The organism is Jeotgalibacillus sp. 10bf12 (genome assembly GCF_055597105.1).
Map to the genome: position 1 here is coordinate 2,256,743 of NZ_CP200276.1, position 22,853 is coordinate 2,279,595.

Sequence of the window (22,853 nt, forward strand, 5' to 3'; positions counted from 1 at the left end):
AGAGATAAGCAGGTGATTTGCGAGATGACAAAAAGTATGACCGGATTTGGAAGAGGAACAGCAAGGCAGGACCTTCTGGCTGTAACGGTAGAGATCAAATCAGTTAATCACCGTTTTCATGAGTGTTCAGTCAAGATGCCAAGAATGTATGCCGAAACTGAAGACAAAATAAAAAAAATCATCTCTTCATACATAAAACGTGGTAAAGTTGACGTTTATATATCAGTAGAAAATGAAAAGCCGAACAGTCACAAACTGCTTGTTGACTGGGAGCTGCTTGATGCTTACGCACAATTTGTAAAAGATGCTTCTGACAGATACGGCATAGATGAGGATCTGCGCGTCAGAGATCTGTTAAAGCAGACAGATGCATTTACAGCGGTTGAAATTAAAGAGGAATATTCTGCAGATGATGTCATTTTATCCGCATTAAAAGAAGCATGCAGAAAGCTTTCAGATATGCGGACAAATGAAGGGAAAGAGCTTGAAAACGAGCTGCTTTATCAAGTACAATCATTAAAGCAAAATGTCGAGTATGCAATGGAGATATCTCCTGAAGTTTCAAAGAAATACAAAGATCGTCTTGAAAAAACGATTAGGGAACATACAAGCGGCATTGATGAAAGCAGACTGTTAACAGAGGTTGCGATATTTGCTGAAAAGGCAGACGTAACAGAAGAGTTCACACGTCTGCTCAGCCATATCAAGCAATTTGAGAATGCACTCAAAAAAAATGAGCCGATCGGCAGAAGACTGGATTTTCTCACACAGGAGATGCACCGCGAAGTAAATACGGTCGGATCAAAAGCTGGTGATGAGCGGGTAGCTGCAGCGGTCATTGATATGAAATCTATTCTCGAGAAAATCCGGGAACAGGTTCAAAATATTGAGTGAAATTGATTAAGGGGTGTCGGGGATGTCAATAAAGTTAATAAACATCGGATTTGGGAATATTGTGTCTGCTAACCGGATTATCACAATTATCAGTCCTGAATCTGCTCCTGTAAAAAGACTTGTACAGGATGCGCGGGAAAGAGGGACGCTGATCGATGCAACATACGGTCGCAGAACCAGAGCGGTTATGATCATGGATAGTGATCACGTGATACTTGTTGCGGTGCAGCCGGAAACTGTGGCATCCCGATTTACAGATAAAGATGATAGTCAGGAAGAAGGGTAAAAATGATAGAAAAAGGTGTACTGATTGTTCTGTCCGGACCATCAGGAGTAGGTAAAGGTACAGTTAGAAAAGAGTTGTTTTCAGCAGAAAATACAGCATATGAATATTCTGTTTCAATGACTACACGGCTTCCACGTGAAGGAGAAGTGGATGGGAAAGACTACTTCTTTAAAACGAGAGAAGAGTTTGAAGCGTTAATCGAACGAGATAAACTGCTTGAATATGCAGAATATGTTGGTAATTATTACGGAACACCGGTTGATTATGTGAGAGAAACACTTGATAATGGTAAGGATGTGTTTCTTGAAATAGAAGTAGAAGGTGCAAAACAGGTTAGAGAAAAGTTCCCTGAAGGACTTTTCATTTTCCTTGCACCACCTAGTCTTTCAGAGCTTGAAACACGACTGGTTACACGCGGAACTGAAAGCGATGATGTGATCAAAACCCGTGTGGAAGCAGCAAGAAGAGAATTGTCCATGATGAATCTGTATGACTACGTTGTTGAAAATGACCACGTAGAACATGCATGTGAGCGGATCAATGCGATCGTTATGGCAGAACACCTTAAAAGAGAGCGGGTAGAAGCCCGCTATAAAAAAATGCTGGAGGTAGAATAATATGTTATATCCATCATCTGATGCGTTAAGAAAGAATATCGACTCAAAATATTCACTTGTGAGTGTGGCTGCAAAGCGCGCCCGCAACATGCAGGAAAAAGGTGATAAAGGTTCACTTGACTCTTATTACTCAGTAAAATTCGTTGGTCAGGCACTGGAAGAAATTGCAGCCGGACAGCTTGTGATGAAGAAGCCTCAGGAAGGCATCCTTTACGAAGACGAAAAATAATATGAACAGAAAAAACAGCCGCTGCCGGTTGTTTTTTCTTTTTTGTCTACTGATAAATGTGAGTGAAATATTTACATGTCAGAGATTGAAGCCTAAGGAGGCGGCTCCACCGGGGAGGGACCGGCAGCCGGGAACCTGCAAAGCGAAACATTGGGAGAACCTGTAGAATTGGAACCCAAACGCTTCAAGTGGAAAGCAACGTGTGAAGCGGAAATCTCAGTCAAAGTACAAAACTAAACTTTATTAAAGATTCATGCATGTTGAGTGAAAAATGTTGGTTTTTCGTTCATAATGGGAGTATCTATTTAATGGGGAGATGGCTGCATTGGCGAATAAAAATATACTCCTTTGTGTATCAGGGGGAATTGCAGTATATAAAGCTGTCGCTTTGACAAGTAAATTAAGTCAGGCAGGCTTCAATGTAAAAGTAATCATGACAGAAAGCGCGATGGAATTTGTTACACCACTTACATTCCAGGCGATGTCTAGAAACGACGTGTACTACGATACATTTGATGAAAAGGATTCATCTAAAATTGCACATATTGATCTTGCAGACTGGGCGGATCTGGTCGTCATTGCACCTGCAACGGCAAACGTACTTGGTAAGCTTGCAAATGGGATTGCAGATGACATGATCACAACAACATTACTTGCCACCACTGCACCTGTATGGGCTGCGCCTGCAATGAATGTTCATATGTACAGTCATCCTGCTGTATTAAAGAATATCGATACACTGCATGAACGTGGTGTGCGTTTCATTGAACCTTCTGAAGGATTTTTGGCATGCGGATATGTCGGAAAAGGCCGCCTTGAGGAGCCTGAGAAAATTACTGAAATCATTGCACTATATTTTAATAAAAAACAGTCTCAGCCGCTAAAAGGTAAGAGATTGTTAATCACGGCGGGACCAACAAGAGAAAAAATTGATCCTGTCCGCTTCTTTACAAATCACTCTAGCGGGAAGATGGGCTATGCCATCGCTAAAGTGGCTGCTTTAGCAGGAGCGGAAGTGACACTGGTCTCAGGACCAGTGTCAATTGCTCCTCCATCAGGCGTGACAACCATTAACGTGGAAACAGCCGAAGAAATGTATAATCAGGTAATTAGACATTTTGATCAGGCAGATATTGTGATCAAAAGTGCAGCGGTGGCAGACTACCGCCCTGCTGAGACCAGTGATCAGAAGATGAAAAAGAAAGATGGCACGCTGACAATGGAATTTGAAAGAACAAAAGACATCTTAAAAACACTAGGTGAGCAGAAAAAGCACCAGATTCTGATCGGCTTTGCAGCTGAAACCGAGCTGCTTGAGACTTATGCGAAGCGAAAACTTGAAACGAAGAACGCAGATATCATTGTAGGGAATAACATTCTCACTGAAGGTGCAGGGTTCGGTAAAGATACAAATGCAGTGACCTTTTTCAGAAAAGATGGCACTGTGACTGAACTGCCGCTGCAGACAAAAGATCAGGTGGCAGAAGCGCTGTTAAATGAACTTGAAGAGTTGTTGAAGGAAAGATCTGTATGATCGCTTCAGTCATTGTGGATGTTCCTGCAAAACAGATTGACAGGACTTTTGATTACACAGTTCCAGAGCGCCTGCAGGCAGTCGTTCAAAGAGGAATCAGAGTCGTTGTGCCTTTTGGACCAAGAAAGATTCAGGGTTTTATCCTGGCAATTAAAGATGAATCATCAGTTAAAAAACTGAAACCGATTGAAGAGGTCGTAGATATAGAACCAGTCCTGAATGAAGAATTAATGTCTTTATCTGAGTGGCTGACTGAACAGACGCTCTGCTACAGGATCTCAGCATTGCAGGTCATGCTTCCGGCTGCAATGAAAGCAAAGTACAATAAATTTTTTCATTTGCTTAAAAGTGATATTCCGGATCATATCAGGAGCCTGTTTGAAAAAGAATCACCACTTTCGTGGAAAACAGCTGATGAGCACCACGCGCTTAAAGATCTGCAGGAACTGATCAAGCAGCGCAAGGTCGAAATGAAGTACGTAGTGAAACAATCCGGCAATGTAAAGAAAAAAAGGTTTGTTGAATTGAACGGACAGTATAAAAGAGATGACATTCCTTCAAATGCCAAAAAGCAGAAAGTGATTATGGAACACCTTGAACAGAATGAAGGTAAAATGTCTGTTGCAGAACTCAAAGTTGCTGCAAATACGACCAGCGCAGTGATCAAAACGATGATCGACAAGGGATATTTAATAGAAAGTTTCAGCGAGCAATATAGAGATCCTTTTGCTGAGAGAACATTTGAAAAGACAGAACACTTTACGCTGACAGCTGATCAAAAAACAGCCATTACACCAATCCTTGAAAAGGTAAATCGGTATGAGCATCAGACCTTTCTATTACACGGTGTTACAGGAAGCGGAAAAACGGAGATTTATCTTCAGACAATTGATCAGGTCCTGAAGCAAAACAGACAGGCCATCATGCTTGTTCCTGAAATCTCGCTCACACCGCAAATGGTCCAGCGCTTTAAAGGCCGCTTTGGGGATCAGGTGGCTGTGATGCACAGCGGGTTATCTGCCGGTGAGAAATATGATGAGTGGAGAAGAATTCACAGAGGTGAAGTGAATGTTGTGGTTGGCGCACGTTCTGCTATCTTCGCCCCGTTTAAAAAACTCGGTGTGATCATTATTGATGAGGAGCACGAGACGAGTTATAAACAGGAGGACTCTCCAAGGTATCATGCCAGGGACGTTGCTATTGAAAGAAGTAAAAGGCATGGATGTCCTGTTATTCTTGGGAGTGCGACACCTTCACTTGAGAGCTTTGCACGAGCAAAGAAAGGGAACTATCAGCTGCTTGAGCTTGAGTATAGAATGAACCAGCAGGATTTACCTGAAGTAAAAGTGATCGATATGCGTGAAGAACTGCGTGATGGGAACAGATCAATGTTTTCAAGGGATCTATTAGTAGAGATTGAAAAGCGTATTGAGAGAAAAGAACAAATCGTTCTCTTTTTGAACAGAAGGGGTTACTCATCCTTTATCATGTGCAGAGATTGCGGAACAGTGATGCAGTGTCCGCATTGTGAAGTTTCGCTAACGTACCACAGATCTAAAGAGAGTATGAAATGTCATTATTGCGGTCATGAAGAATATGTGCCAAATACGTGCCCTGAATGCGAAAGTGAGCATATCAGATATTTCGGAACCGGTACGCAAAAAGTAGAAGAAGAGCTGTTCAAACTGATGCCGCATGTCAGAACGATCCGCATGGACGTTGATACAACTTCGAAAAAAGGTTCGCATGAAAGACTGCTAAATGCGTTTGGACGCGGGGAGGCGGATATTTTACTTGGTACACAGATGATCGCAAAAGGTCTGGACTTCCCAAATATTACGCTTGTCGGTGTACTCAGTGCCGATACTATGCTTCATCTGCCGGACTTCAGAGCCTCGGAAAAAACGTTTCAGCTTTTAACGCAGGTAAGCGGCAGAGCCGGGAGACATGAAAAACCTGGTGAAGTGATTATTCAGACTTATACGCCTGAGCACTTTTCGATTGAACTGGCAAGAAGCCAGAATTATGAATGGTTTTATCAAAAGGAAATGATGATGCGTAAAACTGCTCAGTACCCGCCTTTTTACTATATTTCACTGATCACACTCAGCCATGAAAATGTCAATAAAGCGGCCGGCGTATGCAATGAAATTGCTGATATACTAAAAGCCAGACTGTCTGACCAGTCCATTATACTTGGTCCGGTTGCATCCCCAATTGCAAGGATTCAGGATAAATACAGGTATCAGTGTATCATTAAATATAAGCATGAGCCTGAGCTTAAGAACCTGCTCAAAAAAATACTCGATCAATACAGCGATACAGGTAAAGATGCTGTATCCATCAATATTGACGTTCAACCATATATTATGATGTAAAACGGAGGAAATCATGAAGAAACTTGAAATTTTGACTCACCCTAATGAAAGACTTGAACAAACCTGCAGTAAAGTAACAACGTTCGACAAGCACTTACATGATACATTGGACGAGCTTTTTGATCTGATGATGGAACAAGACGGTATTGGTATTGCTGCACCACAGGCAGGGATACTGAAAAGAGTTGCCATAGTCTACCTTGACGATGAAACAGGTGTCATTGAGATGATCAACCCTGAAATCAAATATATATCCGGTGAAGACACGGATGTGGAAGGATGTCTGAGCTTTCCCGGAATTTTTGGCGAAGTCACAAGAACGGATCAGATCGTTTTATCAGCACAGGACCGTAACGGAAAGACTTTTGTCATGGAAGCTGACGGATATCTTTCAAGAGCGATACAGCATGAAGCTGACCATTTAGACGGGGTATTGTTCACTTCAAAAGTATCCCGCTATGTAACAGAAGAAGAACTTAAAGCAATGGAGGAGGAAGCGGAATGACTTCAGTAATTTTTATGGGTACACCGGACTTTTCAGTTCCCGTCCTGCAAAGAGTCATTGCTGACGGCTATGAAGTAAAAGCGGTTGTTACTCAGCCGGACAGACCCGTTGGCAGAAAAAAAGTGCTGACACCTCCTCCTGTTAAAAGAGAAGCATTGAATCATAATCTGAGAGTCATTCAGCCGGAAAAACTTTCAGGATCTCCTGAGCTCAAAGAAATCATTAACCTTGAAGCTGATTTGATCATTACTGCGGCTTTTGGACAACTGCTTCCTAAAGAGTTGCTTGATGCACCAAAGCTTGGCTGTATTAATGTGCATGCATCACTGCTTCCGGAACTGAGGGGTGGTGCACCGATTCACCATGCGATTATCAGAGGCTATGACAAATCAGGCATTACCATTATGTATATGGCTGAAAAACTCGATGCAGGTGATATCATCAGTCAGAGGGAAGTAGCGATCACAGATGAAGATCATGTAGGTACACTGCACGATAAATTAAGTGAAGCAGGTGCAAATCTGCTTTCTGACACATTGCCCCTTCTAATTGACGGTAAATCAGAGCGCGCTGAACAGGATCACGAAAAGGCTACTTATGCCTGGAATATAAAAAGAGAAGAAGAAAAAATTGACTGGAACCGTCCCGGCAGAGAAGTATTCAACCAGATAAGAGGACTCTATCCGTGGCCGACAGCTTATACGGTCTTCAGAGATAAGCCGGTGAAAATCCAGCAGGTAAAGCTTACAAAAGGCAGCGGAACGCCAGGAGAAGTTATTCAGATTTCTGATGAGGGGATCGTATTTGCGACGGCTGATGCTGACGCTGTACTTGTAACTGAGCTGCAGCCTTCTGGTAAAAAGAAAATGTCTGCATCAGATTTTCTGAGAGGATCTGCTATACAGATTGGAGAGAAGGCGCAATATGAGTAAATTTTCATTAAGGGAAGCTGCACTTCATATTCTGGATCAGATTGATAAGAATCAGTCATACAGTAACCTTCTGCTGAATCATGCCATTAAGAAATTTGATATCAGTAAAAAAGATACAGGGCTGCTGACTGAGATCACTTATGGCACAATCCAGCGTAAAATGACGCTGGATTATTACCTTGAACCTTTTTTGAAGAAAAAGGTCGAAGGCTGGGTGCGGAACCTATTAAGGCTTAGCCTTTATCAGATGCTGTACCTGGACCGCGTACCTGAACGTGCGGCAATCCATGAAGCGGTGGAAATTGCTAAGAAAAAAGGTCATAAAGGTATCTCGGGTATGGTGAACGGCGTACTGCGTTCAATCCAGCGTGAAGGTGTCAGATCAACTGAAGACATACAGAACCCAATTCAGAAAATCTCAATTGAAACAAGTCACCCGGAGTGGCTGGTAAACAGATGGGCAGCGCACTTTGGACTTGAAAAAACAAAGGCAATGTGTGAAAGAAATCTGATTGCACCTGTTCAGACAGCAAGAGTCAATACAAGCAGAATCAGCCGTGAAGAAGCGCTAAAACTGCTTGAGGAAGAAGGGGTAGAAGCATCTGAAAGCCCGATTGTGCCATCAGGTATACGTGTCAAAAAAGGCAATATTGCACATACTTCAGCATATAAAGAAGGTTTTATTACTGTTCAGGATGAAAGCTCAATGCTTGTGGCATATGCGCTGGCCCCTGTACCTGGTGAAACAATTCTCGATATGTGTGCGGCACCGGGAGGAAAAACCACACATATTGCCGAATGTTTAAACAATGAAGGTGAAGTCTATGCCCTTGACCTTCATGAGCACAAAATTAAACTGATTAAAGAAAATGCAGATCGTCTGAAGCTAGAGAACGTCAGAGGCGAAGCGCTTGATGGACGAAAGCTGAAAGAACGCTTCCCTGAAACTTCATTTGACAGAATCCTTGTTGACGCCCCTTGCAGCGGCTTTGGAGTACTGCGAAGAAAGCCTGATATCAAATATGCAAAAAGAGAGCAGGACCTCGAGTCACTTTCAAGAATTCAACAGGAACTGCTAGACTCAGCTGTTCAAAGCCTTAAAAAAGGTGGCGTGCTTGTATACAGCACATGCACCGTAGATAAGGAAGAAAATGAAGGAACCGTGAAACAATTTCTGGCGGACCATGCTGACATGACATTGGTTGCACCGGATCAACTTCCTGAGAAGATTGCAGTGCTGGCAGAAAATAATCTGCTGCAGATTTTCCCGCAGGATTTTGATGGAGATGGATTCTTTATTGCAGTTTTCAAGAAAAACACGTAATTCAGATCATGAACGAGGTGGATAGATGGAAGCCGTTTTTAAAAGCGATCGTGGGAAAATACGAAAGCTGAATGAAGATGCAGGTGGCATTTTTAGAAACCATTATGCCGTTCTGGCTGTTGTAGCAGATGGCATGGGGGGCCACCGTGCAGGCGATGTAGCAAGTGAAATGACAGTAAAGCTTGTTGAAAGGAAATGGCAGGAACTGAGCATCGAACTTAGAGCCGGAGCTGCTGAAGACTGGCTCCGGCAAACAGTTGAAGAAGTGAATACTGAGCTTTATCAGTATGCTGAAAAAAATCCTGAGTGCGCTGGTATGGGAACTACACTTGTAGCGGCAATATGCACACATGATTTTGTTTCAATTGCACATATTGGTGACAGCAGAGGATACGTGATTGATCAGTCACGCGTTATTCAGATGACTGAAGATGATTCTTTCGTAAATGCACTTGTTCAATCAGGGGAAATCTCAAAAGAAGATGCAGAGCAGCATCCGAAAAAGAACCTTCTGTTAAAAGCTTTAGGGACAAAAGGTAAGGCAGACCCATCGATTAAAACGATTATTCCGGAGCATGGGACACTCCTCCTTTTATGCTCAGACGGGCTTTCCAATAAAGTATCAGAAGATGAGATTGCTGCAGCTGCAGCGCAAAAACTGCCACTTGATGAAATGGCCGCAAACCTGATTCGGCTTGCAAATGATCATGGTGGTGAAGATAATATTACCCTTGCAGCCGTGAAGGTTTTATTGCCTGATGAAGGCGGTGAAGCCTTATGATCGATAAAAGATTAAGCGGCCGGTACAAGGTTCTGAAATCAATCGGAAGCGGTGGTATGGCGAACGTTTATCTTGCGAGGGATATGATCCTTGATAGAGATGTTGCCGTAAAGGTGCTTCGAATGGATTATGTCAGCGAAGCCAATATGCTGAAGCGGTTTCAGCGGGAAGCTCAATCTGCAACCAGTCTGACGCATCCGAACATTGTCAGCATGTATGATGTCGGAGATGAAGGCGACTATTATTTTCTGGTGATGGAATACGTAGAAGGTATGACATTAAAGCAGTACATTCAGGAGCATTCACCACTCGATCTGGGTGATGCAATCAATATTATGCTTCAGCTTACATCAGCGATCGCTCATGCGCATCATAATGGAATTATTCACAGAGATATTAAACCGCAAAACATCCTGATTGATCAGGAAGGCAACATTAAAATAACAGACTTTGGTATTGCGATGGCATTAAGTGCGACTGCCATTACGCAGACTAATTCCGTGATGGGGACCGTTCATTATCTTTCGCCCGAGCAGGCAAGAGGAGGGACCGCCTCAAAGAAATCGGATATTTATTCTCTTGGAATCGTCATGTATGAACTGATTACAGGCACGCTTCCTTATGAAGGTGAATCACCAATCTCGATCGCTTTAAAGCATTTACAGAGTGATTTACCAAGACCGTCTGAAGTCATTGAAGATCTGCCGCAGAGTCTTGAAAATGTCATTTTAAAGGCTGCTGCAAAGGATCCTCATTACCGTTACGCAAGTGCCGATGAGATGACAGAAGATTTGAAAACAGTGTTGAACCCTGAGCGTGCTTCAGAACCATTGTTTGCGCCTGCTCCTGATCTCGAGGCAACAAAAGCAATTCCAATCATCAAGGACCGGATGAATGTCATGCCGTCAGAAGATACAAAAGTGCATGAGCCTGAAAAGAAAGAAGAAAAACCGATAAAAAAGAAAAAAAAGAAGTGGCCGTGGATCCTTGCACTTGTATTGGTTCTGCTTTTAAGCGGGGGCGTTATGGCTGCGATGGGCATGTTTGGGCCTACCCAGGTTCAGGTCCCGGATGTAGTCGGTGAGAACATAGAAGATGCTGAAGATATCATTACAGAAGCCGGGCTGACTGTTGGAGATATCGTCTATGAACCGAATGAACAGGTTGAAGAGGATATCGTGCTCAGAAGTTCACCGAAAGCGACCAGATCAATAGATGAGGGTGAACCTGTCAATCTTGTGGTCAGCAGTGGAAAAGAAACAATTGAAGTGGATGGGTATGTCGGGAGAAACTTTAATAACACAGAAGAGCTGATTCGTGAAGCAGGTTTCAGTGAGATCGACCTTACTGAACAATATAATGATTCAGCGGAAGGAACCATACTTGAACAGGACCCTCGCGAAGGCGAAGAAGTTGTGCCAGGCGATACAGTCATGAGACTTGTCATCAGCCAGGGGCCAGAACAGTCTGAGGTACCTGACCTGACAGGATACACTGCTGAAGAAATTGCTGCGTATGAACAGGAAACAGGGATCACGATTTCAATTACCAGAGAAGAATACTCAAATGATTACGCTGCAGGTACCGTTATTTCACAAAACCCTGAAGCAGGTACATTGGTGGAGGTAGGCGGTAATATTAATGTCGTAACATCCCTTGGCGTACCGCCTGTACCGGTTAATAACGTAGTCATTCCTGTGACCATTGAATACCTGCAGGAGGAAGAAGCGCCTGAAGAAGGAGAAGACCCTCCTGAATTACCTGAGCAGGTGATTACGATCTATATTGATGATAAAAATAATTCAATTGATGAGCCTGTTGAAGAATTTACGATTACTGAAGATATAGAACGTAATATCAGGCTGACCATTGAAGAAGGCAACAGCGGTTCATACAGAATCGAAAGAGATGGTGAAGTTTACTTAGAAGATACAATCTCTTATCAGGAAAATGAATAGAGGAGCGTGTGTATGCCCGAAGGAAAAATTATGAAAGCCCTGAGTGGTTTTTATTATGTAAAAGATCAGGATGCAGTTATCCAGTGCAGAGGACGTGGAATATTCCGTAAGAATAAAATTACACCTCTGGTAGGGGATTACGTAGAGTACCAGGCTGAAAACGCCAAGGAAGGTTATATTCTTGATATCCAATCGAGAAAAAATGAGCTGGTGCGTCCTCCGATCGCGAATGTCGATCAGGCAGTACTCGTCTTTTCAGCGCTTGAACCGGATTTCAGTACATCTTTACTGGACAGGTTTCTCGTTCTCGTTGAAAGTCACCATATCAAACCTGTTATCTGCATCTCCAAAATTGATCTCCTGAATGAAGAGCAGGAACTAAACATACGGCAATATGCTGATGATTACAGAAAGATCGGCTATGAGGTTATCTTGACTTCAGCTAAATGGGAAGAGAGTATGACTCTATTAAAGCCGGTTTTAGATGATACTGTTACCGTGTTTGCCGGTCAGTCAGGTGTTGGAAAATCATCGATTCTAAATGCGCTCAGGCCAGACCTTGAACTGAAAACTGATGCAATATCAAGCTCACTTGGCAGAGGGAAGCATACAACGCGTCACGTTGAATTAATTGCAATTGGTGAAGGTTTTGTAGCCGATACACCGGGTTTCAGTGCACTGGAATTTTCAGCGCTTGAACTTGAAGAACTGTCAGACTGCTTTCCTGAAATGGCAGCAGCTTCTGAGCAGTGTAAATTCAGAGGATGCCTCCATATGAATGAGCCTAAATGTGCGGTCAAATCAGCAGTCGAAACCGGTGATATAAAACGCTATCGTTATGATCATTATCAGCAGTTTTATGAAGAAATAAAATCCAGAAAGCCGAGGTATTAAATCTATGGTTAAAATTGCACCATCTATTTTATCAGCAGACTTTTCGAAGCTTGGCGATGAAGTGCGTGAAGTTGAAAAAGGAGGCGCTGATTATATTCATATCGATGTAATGGATGGCATGTTCGTACCAAACATTACAATGGGGGCACTGGTTGTAGAAGCAATCCGTCCTGTTACGTCTCTTACACTTGACGTTCATTTAATGATTGAACAGCCGGAACGGTATGTAGAATCATTTGCAAAAGCCGGTGCTGATATTATTTCTGTACATGTGGAGGCAACAAAACACCTTCACAGAACAATTCAGTTAATTAAAGCATCCGGTGTAAAAGCAGGCATCGTGCTTAATCCGCATACCCCTGTTGAAGCAGTTAAGCATTGTCTGAGTGAAGCTGATCTTGTACTTGTGATGACAGTTAACCCGGGATTTGGCGGTCAGACTTTCATTAAAGAAACAGTTAACAAAATAAAAGAGCTGAAAGAACTGAGAACAAATGAGCGCCACAGCTTTGAAATAGAAGTTGATGGTGGAGTGACAGATGAAACAATTGCTCTTTGTACGAATGCAGGTGCAGATGTCGCAGTGGCAGGTTCATTTGTTTATGGAAAACAGGATCGAGAAGCTGCGATTGAATCATTAAAAAAGGCAGCAAATTAGTAATAAACGTACAGGGATGATTGCATTTTCCTGTACGTTTATTATTTATCATTAAGTTTATTATATTTTTATTATGTCAACTAGATAGGGTGATGAAATGATTCATTTAGTAGGCGGAGGTCCAATCGATGAGAAATGGTTTGATAAGCTTGATAAAACTGGTCAATGGATTGGAGTGGACCGCGGCGCTGCTTTTTTACTTAAAAAAGGACTGGCCGTTTCACGCGCTTTTGGTGATTTTGATTCAGTTACAGTATCTGAATTAGAATTAATTAAGCAAAATATTGATCACATTCATGAAGAAACCCCTGAAAAAGATATGACAGACATGGAAATTGCATTAAACTGGGCTCTAAACCAGAATCAGTCTATAAAAATGATCGGTGTTACCGGTGGAAGACAGGATCATTTTTTTGGAAATATTCAACTGCTATTATCAGAATCAGCTTTAAACCACAGCTGTACAATTTCAATAGAAGATGCAAATAACATCATGACATGTCATTTGCCAAGCAGTTTTTCTGTTCCGAAAAATGAGCAGTATCCTTACCTTTCGTTTATTCCTTTCACAAGACATGTAAAAGGGCTGACGCTTTCAGGAGTTAAATATCCTCTTTCGGAGCACCAGATTACATATGGGATGACACTTACCCTCAGCAATGAAATTATTGATGGCTATGCTTCTATTTCGTTTGAAGACGGCATATTAATGATGATAAGAAGCAGAGATTAGCAGGGAGGGAGTCACATGCGCTTCTATTCAATCAAACTGCCGAGAATGCTCGGAGGAATGGTAAGAGGGGTATTAAGCCTTTTCAGAAGGAGAACAGCGTAGTATATAGATCAAAAAGACCTTAAGATCATCACGATCTTAAGGTCTTTTTACTTTAATCATTTATTACACGCGTTCTACTTTGCCTGATTTCAGAGCACGAGCAGAAACCCAAACACGCTTAGGCTTACCATCAACAAGAATACGTACTTTTTGAAGGTTAGCGCCCCATGTACGCTTGTTAGCGTTCATTGCGTGGGAACGAGCGTTACCAGAACGTGTTTTACGACCTGTTACAACACATTGTTTTGCCATTCTATTCCCCTCCTAACAAATGAAGCTGAAAACATCGTTTCAATCTTTCACTTAGTCAATCACACTTTATTTAATTTATCACAAGGATTTATATTATGCAATAAAAATAATTACTTCTATCAAGTTTTTTTGCTTTACACTGACAGGAATGCGATAAATACTGTTTATCTTTCATTCGCAGCTGTAGTATAGTAAAATATCTGTAGCCAAAACAGTATTCAAAGGGGGAGCACTACATGTCGATTGAATTAACTACCAAATATGGTCAGATCGATATTTCCAATGACGTCATTGCAATGGTTGCCGGTGGAGCAGCGATCGAATGTTACGGGATCGTCGGGATGGCATCGAAGCATCAGATCCGTGATGGGCTCACCGATATCCTAAGACGTGAAAATTTTACCCGTGGCGTTATTGTACGTCAGGATGGCGATAAAGTAACGATAGATATGTATATAATCGTGGGATACGGTACGAAAATTTCAGAAGTAGCTCACAACGTTCAGTCATCAGTGAAATATACACTTGATAAAACTGTTGGGCTTTCAGTTGAAGCAGTCAATATTTTTGTTCAGGGAGTCAGGGTGACGAACCTGTGATAGGAGGAAAGTTTTGTGATTAGAAAAGAGATAGACGGCAATGTATTTGCCGGAATGGTACTTCAGGGGGCAGCGTGTCTCTCGAATAATGCAGATACTGTAGATGCACTGAACGTGTTTCCTGTGCCGGATGGAGATACGGGCACGAACATGAACCTTTCAATGACTTCAGGTTCCAAGGAAGTAAAAAACAATACAGGAGATCATGTAGGGAAAGTTTCTATCGCATTATCAAAAGGCCTGCTGATGGGAGCCCGCGGGAACTCGGGTGTTATTCTATCCCAGCTATTCAGAGGATTTGGAAAGTCTATTGAGTCAAAAGCAGTCTTAACTGCAAAAGATTTTGCTGAAGCACTTGATGCAGGTGTTGCTTCAGCATACAAAGCTGTTATGAAACCAGTTGAAGGAACAATTTTGACAGTTGCAAAAGATGCTGCCAAAAAAGCAGTTGAAGCAGCTGAGACTGAAGAGGACATCACAAAGCTGATGGAGTTAACCCTTAAAGAAGCTAGGGCTTCACTTAAAAGAACACCGGATCTGCTTCCTGTTTTAAAAGAGGTTGGCGTTGTTGATAGCGGCGGTCAGGGACTTGTTCATGTGTACGAGGGTTTCCTTGCAGAATTGAAAGGTGAAAAGATTTCAGATGCCCCTGTAGCGCCATCAATGGACGAGCTTGTAAATGCAGAGCACCATGTCGGCGTTCAGGGCTTCATGAATACAGAAGATATCGAATTTGGATACTGTACGGAATTTATGGTGAAGTTCGAAGAGAAAAAATTAGCTGATCATCCATATGATGAGATGAAGTTTCGTGAAGATTTAAGTGAACTCGGTGACTCGCTGCTTGTCATTTCTGATGATGAGGTCGCTAAGGTACATATACACACTGAAGAGCCCGGGAAAGCACTTTCGCAGGGGCAGTTGTATGGAAGCCTCATCAAGATGAAAATTGAGAACATGCGTGAACAGCATACGGAAATCGTAGGGAAAGAACACCGTGCTGCTGCTAAGCAAACCAGGCCGGCAGAAAAACAGCCTTTTGCAATTATTACAGTAGCAATGGGTGAAGGTGTGTCAGAGCTCTTCAAAAGTATCGGTGCAACAGGTGTGATCGAAGGCGGTCAGACAATGAATCCGAGTACAGAGGATATTGTAAGAGCGATTGAAGAATCATATGCTGAACGCGTGATAATCCTCCCTAATAACAAAAACATTATTATGGCTGCTGAGCAGGCAGCTGAGGTTGTTGAGATGGAAGCGGTCGTTATACCGACAAAAACTGTGCCACAGGGAATGGCATCCATTTTAGCATTTAATCCTTCAGCAGAGCTTAGTGAAAACGCTGAAACTATGACTGAAGCACTTCAGCATGTTAAAACCGGTCAGGTAACATTTGCGGTTCGTGATACTTCTATTGACGGAATTGCAATCAAAAAAGATGACCATATGGGAATTGCTGAAAGTAAGATTGTTACTTCCGGAAGCAGCCGATTTGAAACAGTTAAAAAACTTCTAGAGCACATGATTGACGAAGAGTCTGAAATCGTGACTGTGCTTTACGGTGAAGATTCACCTGAAAAGGAAGTTTCAGAAATTGAAGCATTTATCGAAGCAAACTATCCGGACGTAGAAGTAGAAATTCATAACGGCAAACAACCGCTTTATTCATATATTCTGTCAGTCGAATAAGAACATTGAAAAATATAGCGAAACAAGAGAAAATAGAAGGGCGGTGCCCTTCTATTTTTTTGAAGTGCCGAAATAGTCTCTATGAAAGAGGGAACTAAAATGAAATACAAAAGTGTATTTGATATTATCGGTCCGGTTATGATCGGACCTTCATCTTCTCATACTGCGGGAGCAGCAAGAATCGGGAAAATGGCAAGAGAGCTTTTTGGCAGAGAACCTGAATGGGCAAACATTTCATTTTACGGATCATTTGCTAAAACATATAAAGGCCACGGTACAGATGTAGCGATAATTGGCGGCATTATGGATTTTGAAACGGATGATGAGCGGATTATTGAAGCTAAAAAAATTGCCAGAGAGAAAGGTATGCGTGTTAAGATCCGTGAAGAGGAAGCGCTGACAGACCATCCGAATACAGCGAGAATCAAGCTTGGTGATCAAGATGGCGAGATGGAACTTGTAGGCATTTCAATCGGGGGCGGAAAGATTGAGATTATAGAATTAAACGGATTCGAACTTAGTCTGACAGGCCACCACCCGGCAATCCTGGTCGTCCACGAAGACAAATTTGGTGCTGTAGCAGCAGTTTCTACTGTCTTAGCCAAACATAAAATGAACATAGGAAAGATGGATGTATCAAGGCAGGAAGTCGGTAAAATGGCTTTAATGACGATTGAGGTGGATCAGCATATAGAAGATGCATTGCTTGATGAATTAAAAGCACTGCCTGAAGTGTCACAAGTCACAAAAATAACTGATTAATAAAGTGATAGCGCTTACAATACAGGAGGGTTAACATGTTTAGAAATGTTGCAGAGCTGGTAGAAATGGCTGAGACACATAACAAAAAAATCTCGGATATTATGATTGAACAGGAAATGGAAGTACGTAATAAAACGCGTGAAGAAGTTTTCGATACAATGGATCGTAACCTGACTGTTATGGAAGAAGCAGTCGAACGCGGACTTAAAGGGGTTAAATCACATTCAGGTTTAACCGGCGGCGATGCGGTGCTGATACAGAATTATATTGCATCCGGTAAATCTCTTTCAGGAGAACTGCTTCTTGATGCAGTGAGTAAAGCGGTTGCTACAAATGAAGTGAATGCGGCGATGGGTACAATCTGTGCAACGCCGACTGCCGGATCTGCGGGAGTGGTGCCGGGGACGCTTTTTGCGGTGCAAAATAAATTGAATCCGACACGGGAAGAAAAGCTTAGATTTCTATTCACTTCAGGCGCGTTTGGTTTTGTTGTCGCGAATAATGCATCGATTTCAGGAGCAGCTGGCGGCTGTCAGGCAGAAGTTGGATCTGCAGCGGGTATGGCTGCAGCAGCGATCACTGAAATGGCTGGTGGAACCCCTGCGCAGTCCGCAGAAGCAATGGCGATCACGCTTAAAAATATGCTGGGGCTTGTATGTGACCCTGTTGCAGGACTCGTAGAGGTGCCATGCGTAAAAAGAAATGCAATGGGCGCTGCTAATGCGATGGTAGCTGCAGATATGGCACTTGCCGGCGTAACGAGCAGAATCCCGTGTGATGAAGTCATTGATGCGATGTATAAAATCGGCCAGACAATGCCGGTAGCCTTACGTGAAACAGCTCAGGGCGGATTGGCAGCAACACCTACCGGCCGGGAGCTGGAGGCGAAAATCTTTGGATTCTCTCTTGACAAAAAATCCTGATCATCCACTGTTGAAATCAGTTTCTGTCCTTCAGGGAGTAGGGGAAGAAACAGCTTCACAGCTTGGGGATATGGGTATTCATACAGTCTCTGATCTGATTAACTATCTGCCTTACAGATACGATGATTTCAGATTGAAGGACTTATCAGAAGCCGCTCACGAGGAGCGTGTAACCGTTGATGGCAGTGTTCATAGTGAACCTGCCCTTCAATTTTATGGGCGTAAAAAGTCACGGCTTACGTTCCGGTTATTAACAGGTCCCCATAGTGTAAAGGTGACTTTTTTTAATCAGCCGTATCTGAAAAAGAAGATCAGTCTGCATGATAAAGTAACAATTACAGGGAAATGGGACAGACAGCGTCAGCTGATAACAGCTCAGACTTATAAGTTTGGAGAAGGTGCTCAAGAGGAATTGTTTGCCCCTGTTTACCCTTTAAAAGGCAGTGTAACGAATAAGACACTTCGAAAGTTTATTAAACAGGCGCTCGAGCTCTATAGTGACTATCTTTCAGAAACGCTGCCACAGGCGTTAATGATGAAGTACAAATTGCTTGATCGCAAAGAAGCACTTCAGGCGATGCACTTCCCATCATCACCTGAGAGTATGAAGCAGGCCAGAAGAAGGTTTGTTTATGAAGAATTCTTGTATTTTCAGCTTAAGATGCAGGGCTTAAGAAAAATTGAAAGAGAACAGTCAGAAGGCGTACATTTTAAATATGACCCTGAGAAATTGAGGGAATTCACAGATCAGCTTCCATTCCCTTTAACGAACGCTCAAAAAAGAGTGCTGAAGGAGATTTTTGCAGACCTGTCTTCACCATTTAGAATGAATCGTCTCCTGCAGGGAGATGTTGGGTCCGGCAAAACCGTTGTTGCGGCAATCGCATTATATGCAGTTATCACAGCAAATTATCAGGGAGCGCTGATGGTTCCAACAGAAATTCTTGCTGAACAGCACGCTGAGTCATTATCAGCTTTATTTGCACACACTGACGTGAATGTAGCACTGCTCACAAGTTCAGTTAAAGGTAAAAGAAGAAAGCTTTTATTGGAGCAGTTGAAGCAGGGAGAAATTGATCTGCTCGTCGGAACACATGCACTTATTCAGGATGAAGTTGACTTCGAAAACCTCGGGCTCGTTATCACTGATGAGCAGCACCGCTTTGGCGTACAGCAAAGACGGGTACTGCGTGAAAAGGGTGAAAGTCCTGACGTGTTATTTATGACAGCCACCCCCATACCGAGAACGCTTGCTATTACCGTGTTCGGTGAAATGGACGTCTCAATCATTGATGAAATGCCCGCCGGACGAAAGCCGATTGAAACATACTGGGTCAAAGATAATATGATGAACCGGATCTTAAGCTTTATCGAAAAAGAGCTTGAACACGGCAGACAGGCTTATGTGATCTGTCCGCTAATTGAAGAATCCGACAAGCTTGACGTTCAAAATGCAATTGATGTGCACGCTCAGCTTGCCCAGTACTATGCAGGGAGATATGAAGCAGGTTTGATGCACGGCAGACTTCACCCAGAAGAAAAAGATACAATTATGAAGCAATTCGCTGAAAACAAGACGCATATACTTGTTTCTACAACGGTTGTAGAAGTCGGTGTGAACGTACCGAACGCTTCGGTCATGCTGATCTATGATGCAGAACGTTTCGGGCTGTCACAATTGCATCAGCTCAGAGGCCGAGTCGGGCGGGGCAGCGATCAGTCTTACTGTATCCTGATGGCGGACCCTAAAAATGAAGTCGGTAAAGAGCGCATGAAAATCATGACAGAAACAAACGACGGCTTTGTTCTCAGTGAAAAAGACCTTGAACTAAGGGGGCCAGGTGACTTCTTTGGCCGCAAACAAAGCGGAATGCCTGAATTCAGAGTAGCTGACATGGTGCATGATTACAGAGCACTCGAAACCGCAAGAGACGATGCACATCAGCTCATAGAAAGTGATGCATTCTGGCATAATGAAGAATACGAATCATTAAGAAGCTACCTTCAGGCAGAAGGCGTCATCAGCGGCGGGAAGCTGGATTGATTTATTATAGTTAGAGGTCTCGATGAAAAAAGACGATATTGTAAAAGTTTTTATAACGGGCATTAAAAATTTAAGATGAAGCCCAAATGAAGCGCAGTGAATTGTTTGAAGAACCTGAGACGAATTTGTCACAGGTTCTTTTTTAAAAATTGTATAAAACGCCGTCTCTCCAATATCCTTTGCAAAAAGGACTATTTATTTATATACTACTATTAGTACCAAGTGTTAGTATCGGACGGTGAGGAAATGAAGAGGACGAAAAAAGAACGTCAAACAGAGCTGACGGACAAAATTCTTGAAAATCCATTTGTAACAGATGACGAACTTGCAAGATTTTTTAATGTCAGTGTTCAGACAATCCGGCTTGACCGGATGGAGCTATCCATACCGGAGCTGAGAGAGCGTATTAAACATGTGGCTGAACAGACATTTGAGGATGAAGTAAGATCTCTTCCGATCGATGAAGTGATTGGGGAAATAATAGACGTGGAGCTAGATGATCACGCCATTTCGATTCTGGATGTTCAAGATGAGCATGTTTTCCAGCGGAACAATATCGCAAGGGGGCATCACTTATTTGCTCAGGCAAACTCGCTGGCTGTTGCGCTGATCAATGACGATCTTGCACTGACTGCTAAAGCGACAATTGAGTTTTGTAAACCTGTACGATCAGGAGAACGTGTTGTGTCAAAAGCGAGAGCTGTGAAAAATGATGGACGCAGGACGATCGTAGAAGTGAAATCATCAGTTGGGAAAGAAATTGTATTTAAAGGTGAATTTGAGATGTACCGTTCATCTGTTGAAAAGGAGGAAGATTAAATTGATTATTGCTGTAGACGCAATGGGTGGCGATCATGCACCGGGAGAAATTGTTAAAGGTGCAATAAAAGCTGCTGCTGAAAACCCTTCTTTGACAATTAAACTTTACGGAGATGAAAAAAAGATTCAACCACTGCTTAATCATGAAAAAAATATTGAAGTAATACATACAGACGAGGTTATTCTCTCAACTGATGAACCTGTCAGAGCAGTCAGAAGAAAAAAGAACGCTTCGATGGTGCTCATGGCTCAGGCTGTAAAGGACCAGGAGGCTGATGCATGCGTATCTGCAGGGAATACAGGTGCGCTGATGGCTGCAGGCCTTTTTGTAGTGGGGCGTATTAAGGGAATTGACAGACCTGCACTTTCTCCGACCCTCCCAACAATCGATGGACAGGGTTTTGTCATGCTTGACCTAGGTGCAAATGCAGACGCAAAGCCTGAACATATCCTGCAGTACGCTGTAATGGGCAGTATTTACGCGGAACAGGTGAGAGGAATTAAAAATCCGACAGTAGGTCTGCTGAATATCGGTACAGAAAAAGGTAAAGGAAATGATCTTACAAAGCAGGCATACACATTACTGGAACAATCAGGCTTAAATTTTGTCGGCAACGTTGAATCACGTGATTTGCTGAACGGTGTCAGTGATGTGGTCGTAACAGATGGCTTTACTGGGAATATGGTCTTGAAAACGATTGAAGGAACAGCGCAGGCTCTTTTTGGCATGCTAAAAGATACGTTCACTTCTTCAGTCAAAACAAAGCTTGCGGCGGGTCTTGTGAAAAGTGATCTGAGAGCGCTTAAGGGTAAGCTTGATTATACAGAGTACGGCGGTGCGGGGTTATTCGGTCTGAATGCGCCTGTTATTAAGGCGCACGGATCATCAAATGCGACTGCAGTATACAATGCGATCAAACAGGCGCATACAATGGCTGAAAATGATGTCAGTGGTAAAATATCAGCTTCACTAAATCGATAAAGAGAGGTTTTTTCAGATGGCTAAAATAGCAGTATTATTTCCGGGTCAGGGTGCCCAGTCAGTTGGAATGGGGCAGGAAATTGCGCAAAAATATGATTCGGCAAAAAAGGTTTTTACTGAATCCTCAAAAATTCTCGGGGAAGATTTTGTCACACTGATGCAGGAAGGACCGCAGGAAGAGCTGACAAAAACAATAAATGCACAGCCAGCACTACTTACTGCAAGTATTGCGATATTAAGTGTGTTAAAAGAAAAGGGTATTCATATGGATTACGTTGCAGGACACAGTCTAGGTGAATATTCGGCCCTCGTAGCTGCAGAATCATTAACTTTTACAGATGCACTGAAAACGGTTAGAAAACGAGGGGAACTGATGGAGGAGGCAGTGCCAAACGGCGAAGGTGCGATGGCGGCTGTTCTTGGAATGGACCGAGACGCGCTGAAGAGCGTGACTGATGAGGTAACTGAAGCCGGACACTCCGTTCAGCTGGCTAACCTGAACTGTCCTGGTCAGATCGTCATTTCAGGTACAGCTAAAGGTGTTGAAGATGCCGCAGCACTTGCAAAAGAACGAGGTGCAAAAAGATGTCTTCCTCTAAATGTAAGTGGTCCTTTCCATTCATCACTAATGAAGCCTGCAGCAGATAAATTCGAAAGCGAATTGAAAAACATTTCAATCTCTGATGCTTCAGTACCAGTTATCGCAAATGTAACGGCTGACGCAGTATTTGCAGCTGAGAAGATTGAAAAGCTGCTGGTAACACAGCTTTATTCTCCTGTTTTATGGGAAGATACGATTGAAAAGCTGATTGATCTTGGAGTAGATACATTTATTGAAGCCGGTCCCGGAAAAGTATTATCCGGTCTTGTAAAGAAAATCAACCGCAGAGCTAACGTGTATCCTGTATACGATCAGGACACACTTGAAAAAGCAATGCTTGAGCTTGGAGGACAATAA

Annotated in this window: 24 protein-coding genes; 23 read left to right on the top strand and 1 reads right to left on the bottom strand. The window is 42.8% G+C overall.

The annotated features are described in order from the left end of the window. Positions 1–24 precede the first annotated feature (24 nt). The 15 genes from DH10bf12_RS11710 to spoVM all read left to right on the top strand — a co-directional run bounded on the left by DH10bf12_RS11710 (position 25) and on the right by spoVM (position 13,825). On the top strand, positions 25–894 hold the full coding sequence (locus DH10bf12_RS11710; RefSeq protein WP_471735463.1) for a YicC/YloC family endoribonuclease: 870 nt from the start codon (positions 25–27) through the stop codon (positions 892–894). Positions 895–916: 22 nt separating this feature from the next. Further along, positions 917–1,180, top strand: a complete 264-nt coding sequence (remA, locus tag DH10bf12_RS11715; protein WP_039808784.1) for an extracellular matrix/biofilm regulator RemA — start codon at positions 917–919, stop codon at positions 1,178–1,180. Between the two features lie 2 nt (positions 1,181–1,182). Beyond that, a complete protein-coding gene (gmk, locus tag DH10bf12_RS11720) occupies positions 1,183–1,797 on the top strand; it encodes a guanylate kinase (RefSeq protein WP_471735464.1) in 615 nt (204 codons plus the stop codon). A 1-nt stretch (position 1,798) separates the two neighbouring features. Further along, entirely contained in the window at positions 1,799–2,026 is a 228-nt protein-coding gene (gene rpoZ / locus DH10bf12_RS11725; protein WP_471735465.1) for a DNA-directed RNA polymerase subunit omega, read from the top strand. 325 nt (positions 2,027–2,351) lie between these two features. Beyond that, entirely contained in the window at positions 2,352–3,560 is a 1,209-nt protein-coding gene (gene coaBC, locus DH10bf12_RS11730) for a bifunctional phosphopantothenoylcysteine decarboxylase/phosphopantothenate--cysteine ligase CoaBC (RefSeq protein ID WP_471735466.1), read from the top strand. Further along, positions 3,557–5,938, top strand: coding sequence for a primosomal protein N' (gene priA / locus DH10bf12_RS11735; protein ID WP_471735467.1), 2,382 nt, complete (start codon positions 3,557–3,559; stop codon positions 5,936–5,938). The genes coaBC and priA overlap by 4 nt, the downstream gene beginning before the upstream one ends. A gap of 13 nt (positions 5,939–5,951) precedes the next feature. Next, on the top strand, positions 5,952–6,443 hold the full coding sequence (gene def, locus DH10bf12_RS11740) for a peptide deformylase (protein ID WP_471735468.1): 492 nt from the start codon (positions 5,952–5,954) through the stop codon (positions 6,441–6,443). After that, entirely contained in the window at positions 6,440–7,375 is a 936-nt protein-coding gene (fmt, locus tag DH10bf12_RS11745) for a methionyl-tRNA formyltransferase (protein WP_471735469.1), read from the top strand. The genes def and fmt overlap by 4 nt, the downstream gene beginning before the upstream one ends. Then, positions 7,368–8,699: a 16S rRNA (cytosine(967)-C(5))-methyltransferase RsmB gene (rsmB, locus tag DH10bf12_RS11750; protein ID WP_471735470.1), complete on the top strand. Its 1,332-nt coding sequence runs from the start codon at positions 7,368–7,370 to the stop codon at positions 8,697–8,699. The genes fmt and rsmB overlap by 8 nt, the downstream gene beginning before the upstream one ends. Before the next feature lie 25 nt (positions 8,700–8,724). Further along, positions 8,725–9,480 carry a Stp1/IreP family PP2C-type Ser/Thr phosphatase gene (locus DH10bf12_RS11755; protein WP_471735471.1) on the top strand — a complete coding sequence of 252 codons (756 nt, stop codon included), beginning with the start codon at positions 8,725–8,727 and terminating at the stop codon, positions 9,478–9,480. After that, the gene (gene pknB, locus DH10bf12_RS11760) at positions 9,477–11,438 is read left to right on the top strand and encodes a Stk1 family PASTA domain-containing Ser/Thr kinase (RefSeq protein WP_471735472.1); all 1,962 of its coding nucleotides are present in this window, start codon (positions 9,477–9,479) and stop codon (positions 11,436–11,438) included. Before DH10bf12_RS11755 ends, pknB begins: the two co-directional genes overlap by 4 nt. Positions 11,439–11,450: 12 nt before the next feature. Next, complete coding sequence (rsgA, locus tag DH10bf12_RS11765; protein WP_471735473.1) at positions 11,451–12,332, top strand: ribosome small subunit-dependent GTPase A; 882 nt, start codon at positions 11,451–11,453, stop codon at positions 12,330–12,332. Positions 12,333–12,336: 4 nt separating this feature from the next. Next, on the top strand, positions 12,337–12,990 hold the full coding sequence (gene rpe / locus DH10bf12_RS11770; RefSeq protein WP_471735474.1) for a ribulose-phosphate 3-epimerase: 654 nt from the start codon (positions 12,337–12,339) through the stop codon (positions 12,988–12,990). Between the two features lie 97 nt (positions 12,991–13,087). Continuing rightward, positions 13,088–13,723 (top strand): thiamine diphosphokinase, encoded by a 636-nt coding sequence (locus DH10bf12_RS11775; protein ID WP_471735475.1) that lies wholly within the window; start codon positions 13,088–13,090, stop codon positions 13,721–13,723. Between the two features lie 15 nt (positions 13,724–13,738). Continuing rightward, positions 13,739–13,825, top strand: a complete 87-nt coding sequence (gene spoVM, locus DH10bf12_RS11780; protein ID WP_039808808.1) for a stage V sporulation protein SpoVM — start codon at positions 13,739–13,741, stop codon at positions 13,823–13,825. 63 nt (positions 13,826–13,888) lie between these two features. Here the strand turns inward: spoVM and rpmB are convergent, their stop codons facing one another. Then, on the bottom strand, positions 13,889–14,077 hold the full coding sequence (gene rpmB / locus DH10bf12_RS11785) for a 50S ribosomal protein L28 (RefSeq protein ID WP_039808810.1): 189 nt from the start codon (positions 14,075–14,077) through the stop codon (positions 13,889–13,891). A 236-nt stretch (positions 14,078–14,313) separates the two neighbouring features. Here rpmB and DH10bf12_RS11790 point away from each other — a divergent pair, with 236 nt between their 5' ends. The 8 genes from DH10bf12_RS11790 to fabD all read left to right on the top strand — a co-directional run bounded on the left by DH10bf12_RS11790 (position 14,314) and on the right by fabD (position 22,853). Further along, positions 14,314–14,676, top strand: coding sequence for an Asp23/Gls24 family envelope stress response protein (locus DH10bf12_RS11790; RefSeq protein ID WP_039808812.1), 363 nt, complete (start codon positions 14,314–14,316; stop codon positions 14,674–14,676). Positions 14,677–14,730: 54 nt separating this feature from the next. Next, a complete protein-coding gene (locus tag DH10bf12_RS11795) occupies positions 14,731–16,365 on the top strand; it encodes a DAK2 domain-containing protein (protein ID WP_471738233.1) in 1,635 nt (544 codons plus the stop codon). Positions 16,366–16,464: 99 nt separating this feature from the next. Further along, on the top strand, positions 16,465–17,127 hold the full coding sequence (sdaAB, locus tag DH10bf12_RS11800; protein WP_471735476.1) for an L-serine ammonia-lyase, iron-sulfur-dependent subunit beta: 663 nt from the start codon (positions 16,465–16,467) through the stop codon (positions 17,125–17,127). A 35-nt stretch (positions 17,128–17,162) separates the two neighbouring features. Beyond that, positions 17,163–18,050 carry an L-serine ammonia-lyase, iron-sulfur-dependent, subunit alpha gene (gene sdaAA, locus DH10bf12_RS11805; RefSeq protein WP_471735477.1) on the top strand — a complete coding sequence of 296 codons (888 nt, stop codon included), beginning with the start codon at positions 17,163–17,165 and terminating at the stop codon, positions 18,048–18,050. Continuing rightward, on the top strand, positions 18,022–20,094 hold the full coding sequence (gene recG / locus DH10bf12_RS11810; RefSeq protein WP_471735478.1) for an ATP-dependent DNA helicase RecG: 2,073 nt from the start codon (positions 18,022–18,024) through the stop codon (positions 20,092–20,094). The genes sdaAA and recG overlap by 29 nt, the downstream gene beginning before the upstream one ends. Before the next feature lie 246 nt (positions 20,095–20,340). After that, on the top strand, positions 20,341–20,913 hold the full coding sequence (gene fapR, locus DH10bf12_RS11815; protein ID WP_471735479.1) for a transcription factor FapR: 573 nt from the start codon (positions 20,341–20,343) through the stop codon (positions 20,911–20,913). A 1-nt stretch (position 20,914) separates the two neighbouring features. After that, positions 20,915–21,895, top strand: a complete 981-nt coding sequence (gene plsX, locus DH10bf12_RS11820; protein WP_471735480.1) for a phosphate acyltransferase PlsX — start codon at positions 20,915–20,917, stop codon at positions 21,893–21,895. Between the two features lie 16 nt (positions 21,896–21,911). Continuing rightward, entirely contained in the window at positions 21,912–22,853 is a 942-nt protein-coding gene (fabD, locus tag DH10bf12_RS11825) for an ACP S-malonyltransferase (RefSeq protein WP_471735481.1), read from the top strand.

Coding starts and splice junctions, on each gene's coding strand:
- remA (WP_039808784.1), top strand. CDS start 917: ATGTCAATAAAGTTAATAAACATCGGATTTGGGAATATTGTGTCTGCT.
- fapR (WP_471735479.1), top strand. CDS start 20,341: ATGAAGAGGACGAAAAAAGAACGTCAAACAGAGCTGACGGACAAAATT.
- DH10bf12_RS11775 (WP_471735475.1), top strand. CDS start 13,088: ATGATTCATTTAGTAGGCGGAGGTCCAATCGATGAGAAATGGTTTGAT.
- pknB (WP_471735472.1), top strand. CDS start 9,477: ATGATCGATAAAAGATTAAGCGGCCGGTACAAGGTTCTGAAATCAATC.
- DH10bf12_RS11710 (WP_471735463.1), top strand. CDS start 25: ATGACAAAAAGTATGACCGGATTTGGAAGAGGAACAGCAAGGCAGGAC.
- fmt (WP_471735469.1), top strand. CDS start 6,440: ATGACTTCAGTAATTTTTATGGGTACACCGGACTTTTCAGTTCCCGTC.
- spoVM (WP_039808808.1), top strand. CDS start 13,739: ATGCGCTTCTATTCAATCAAACTGCCGAGAATGCTCGGAGGAATGGTA.
- priA (WP_471735467.1), top strand. CDS start 3,557: ATGATCGCTTCAGTCATTGTGGATGTTCCTGCAAAACAGATTGACAGG.
- DH10bf12_RS11795 (WP_471738233.1), top strand. CDS start 14,731: ATGGTACTTCAGGGGGCAGCGTGTCTCTCGAATAATGCAGATACTGTA.
- gmk (WP_471735464.1), top strand. CDS start 1,183: ATGATAGAAAAAGGTGTACTGATTGTTCTGTCCGGACCATCAGGAGTA.
- rsgA (WP_471735473.1), top strand. CDS start 11,451: ATGCCCGAAGGAAAAATTATGAAAGCCCTGAGTGGTTTTTATTATGTA.
- sdaAA (WP_471735477.1), top strand. CDS start 17,163: ATGTTTAGAAATGTTGCAGAGCTGGTAGAAATGGCTGAGACACATAAC.
- rsmB (WP_471735470.1), top strand. CDS start 7,368: ATGAGTAAATTTTCATTAAGGGAAGCTGCACTTCATATTCTGGATCAG.
- sdaAB (WP_471735476.1), top strand. CDS start 16,465: ATGAAATACAAAAGTGTATTTGATATTATCGGTCCGGTTATGATCGGA.
- rpoZ (WP_471735465.1), top strand. CDS start 1,799: ATGTTATATCCATCATCTGATGCGTTAAGAAAGAATATCGACTCAAAA.
- rpmB (WP_039808810.1), bottom strand. CDS start 14,077: ATGGCAAAACAATGTGTTGTAACAGGTCGTAAAACACGTTCTGGTAAC.
- DH10bf12_RS11755 (WP_471735471.1), top strand. CDS start 8,725: ATGGAAGCCGTTTTTAAAAGCGATCGTGGGAAAATACGAAAGCTGAAT.
- fabD (WP_471735481.1), top strand. CDS start 21,912: ATGGCTAAAATAGCAGTATTATTTCCGGGTCAGGGTGCCCAGTCAGTT.
- def (WP_471735468.1), top strand. CDS start 5,952: ATGAAGAAACTTGAAATTTTGACTCACCCTAATGAAAGACTTGAACAA.
- DH10bf12_RS11790 (WP_039808812.1), top strand. CDS start 14,314: ATGTCGATTGAATTAACTACCAAATATGGTCAGATCGATATTTCCAAT.
- rpe (WP_471735474.1), top strand. CDS start 12,337: ATGGTTAAAATTGCACCATCTATTTTATCAGCAGACTTTTCGAAGCTT.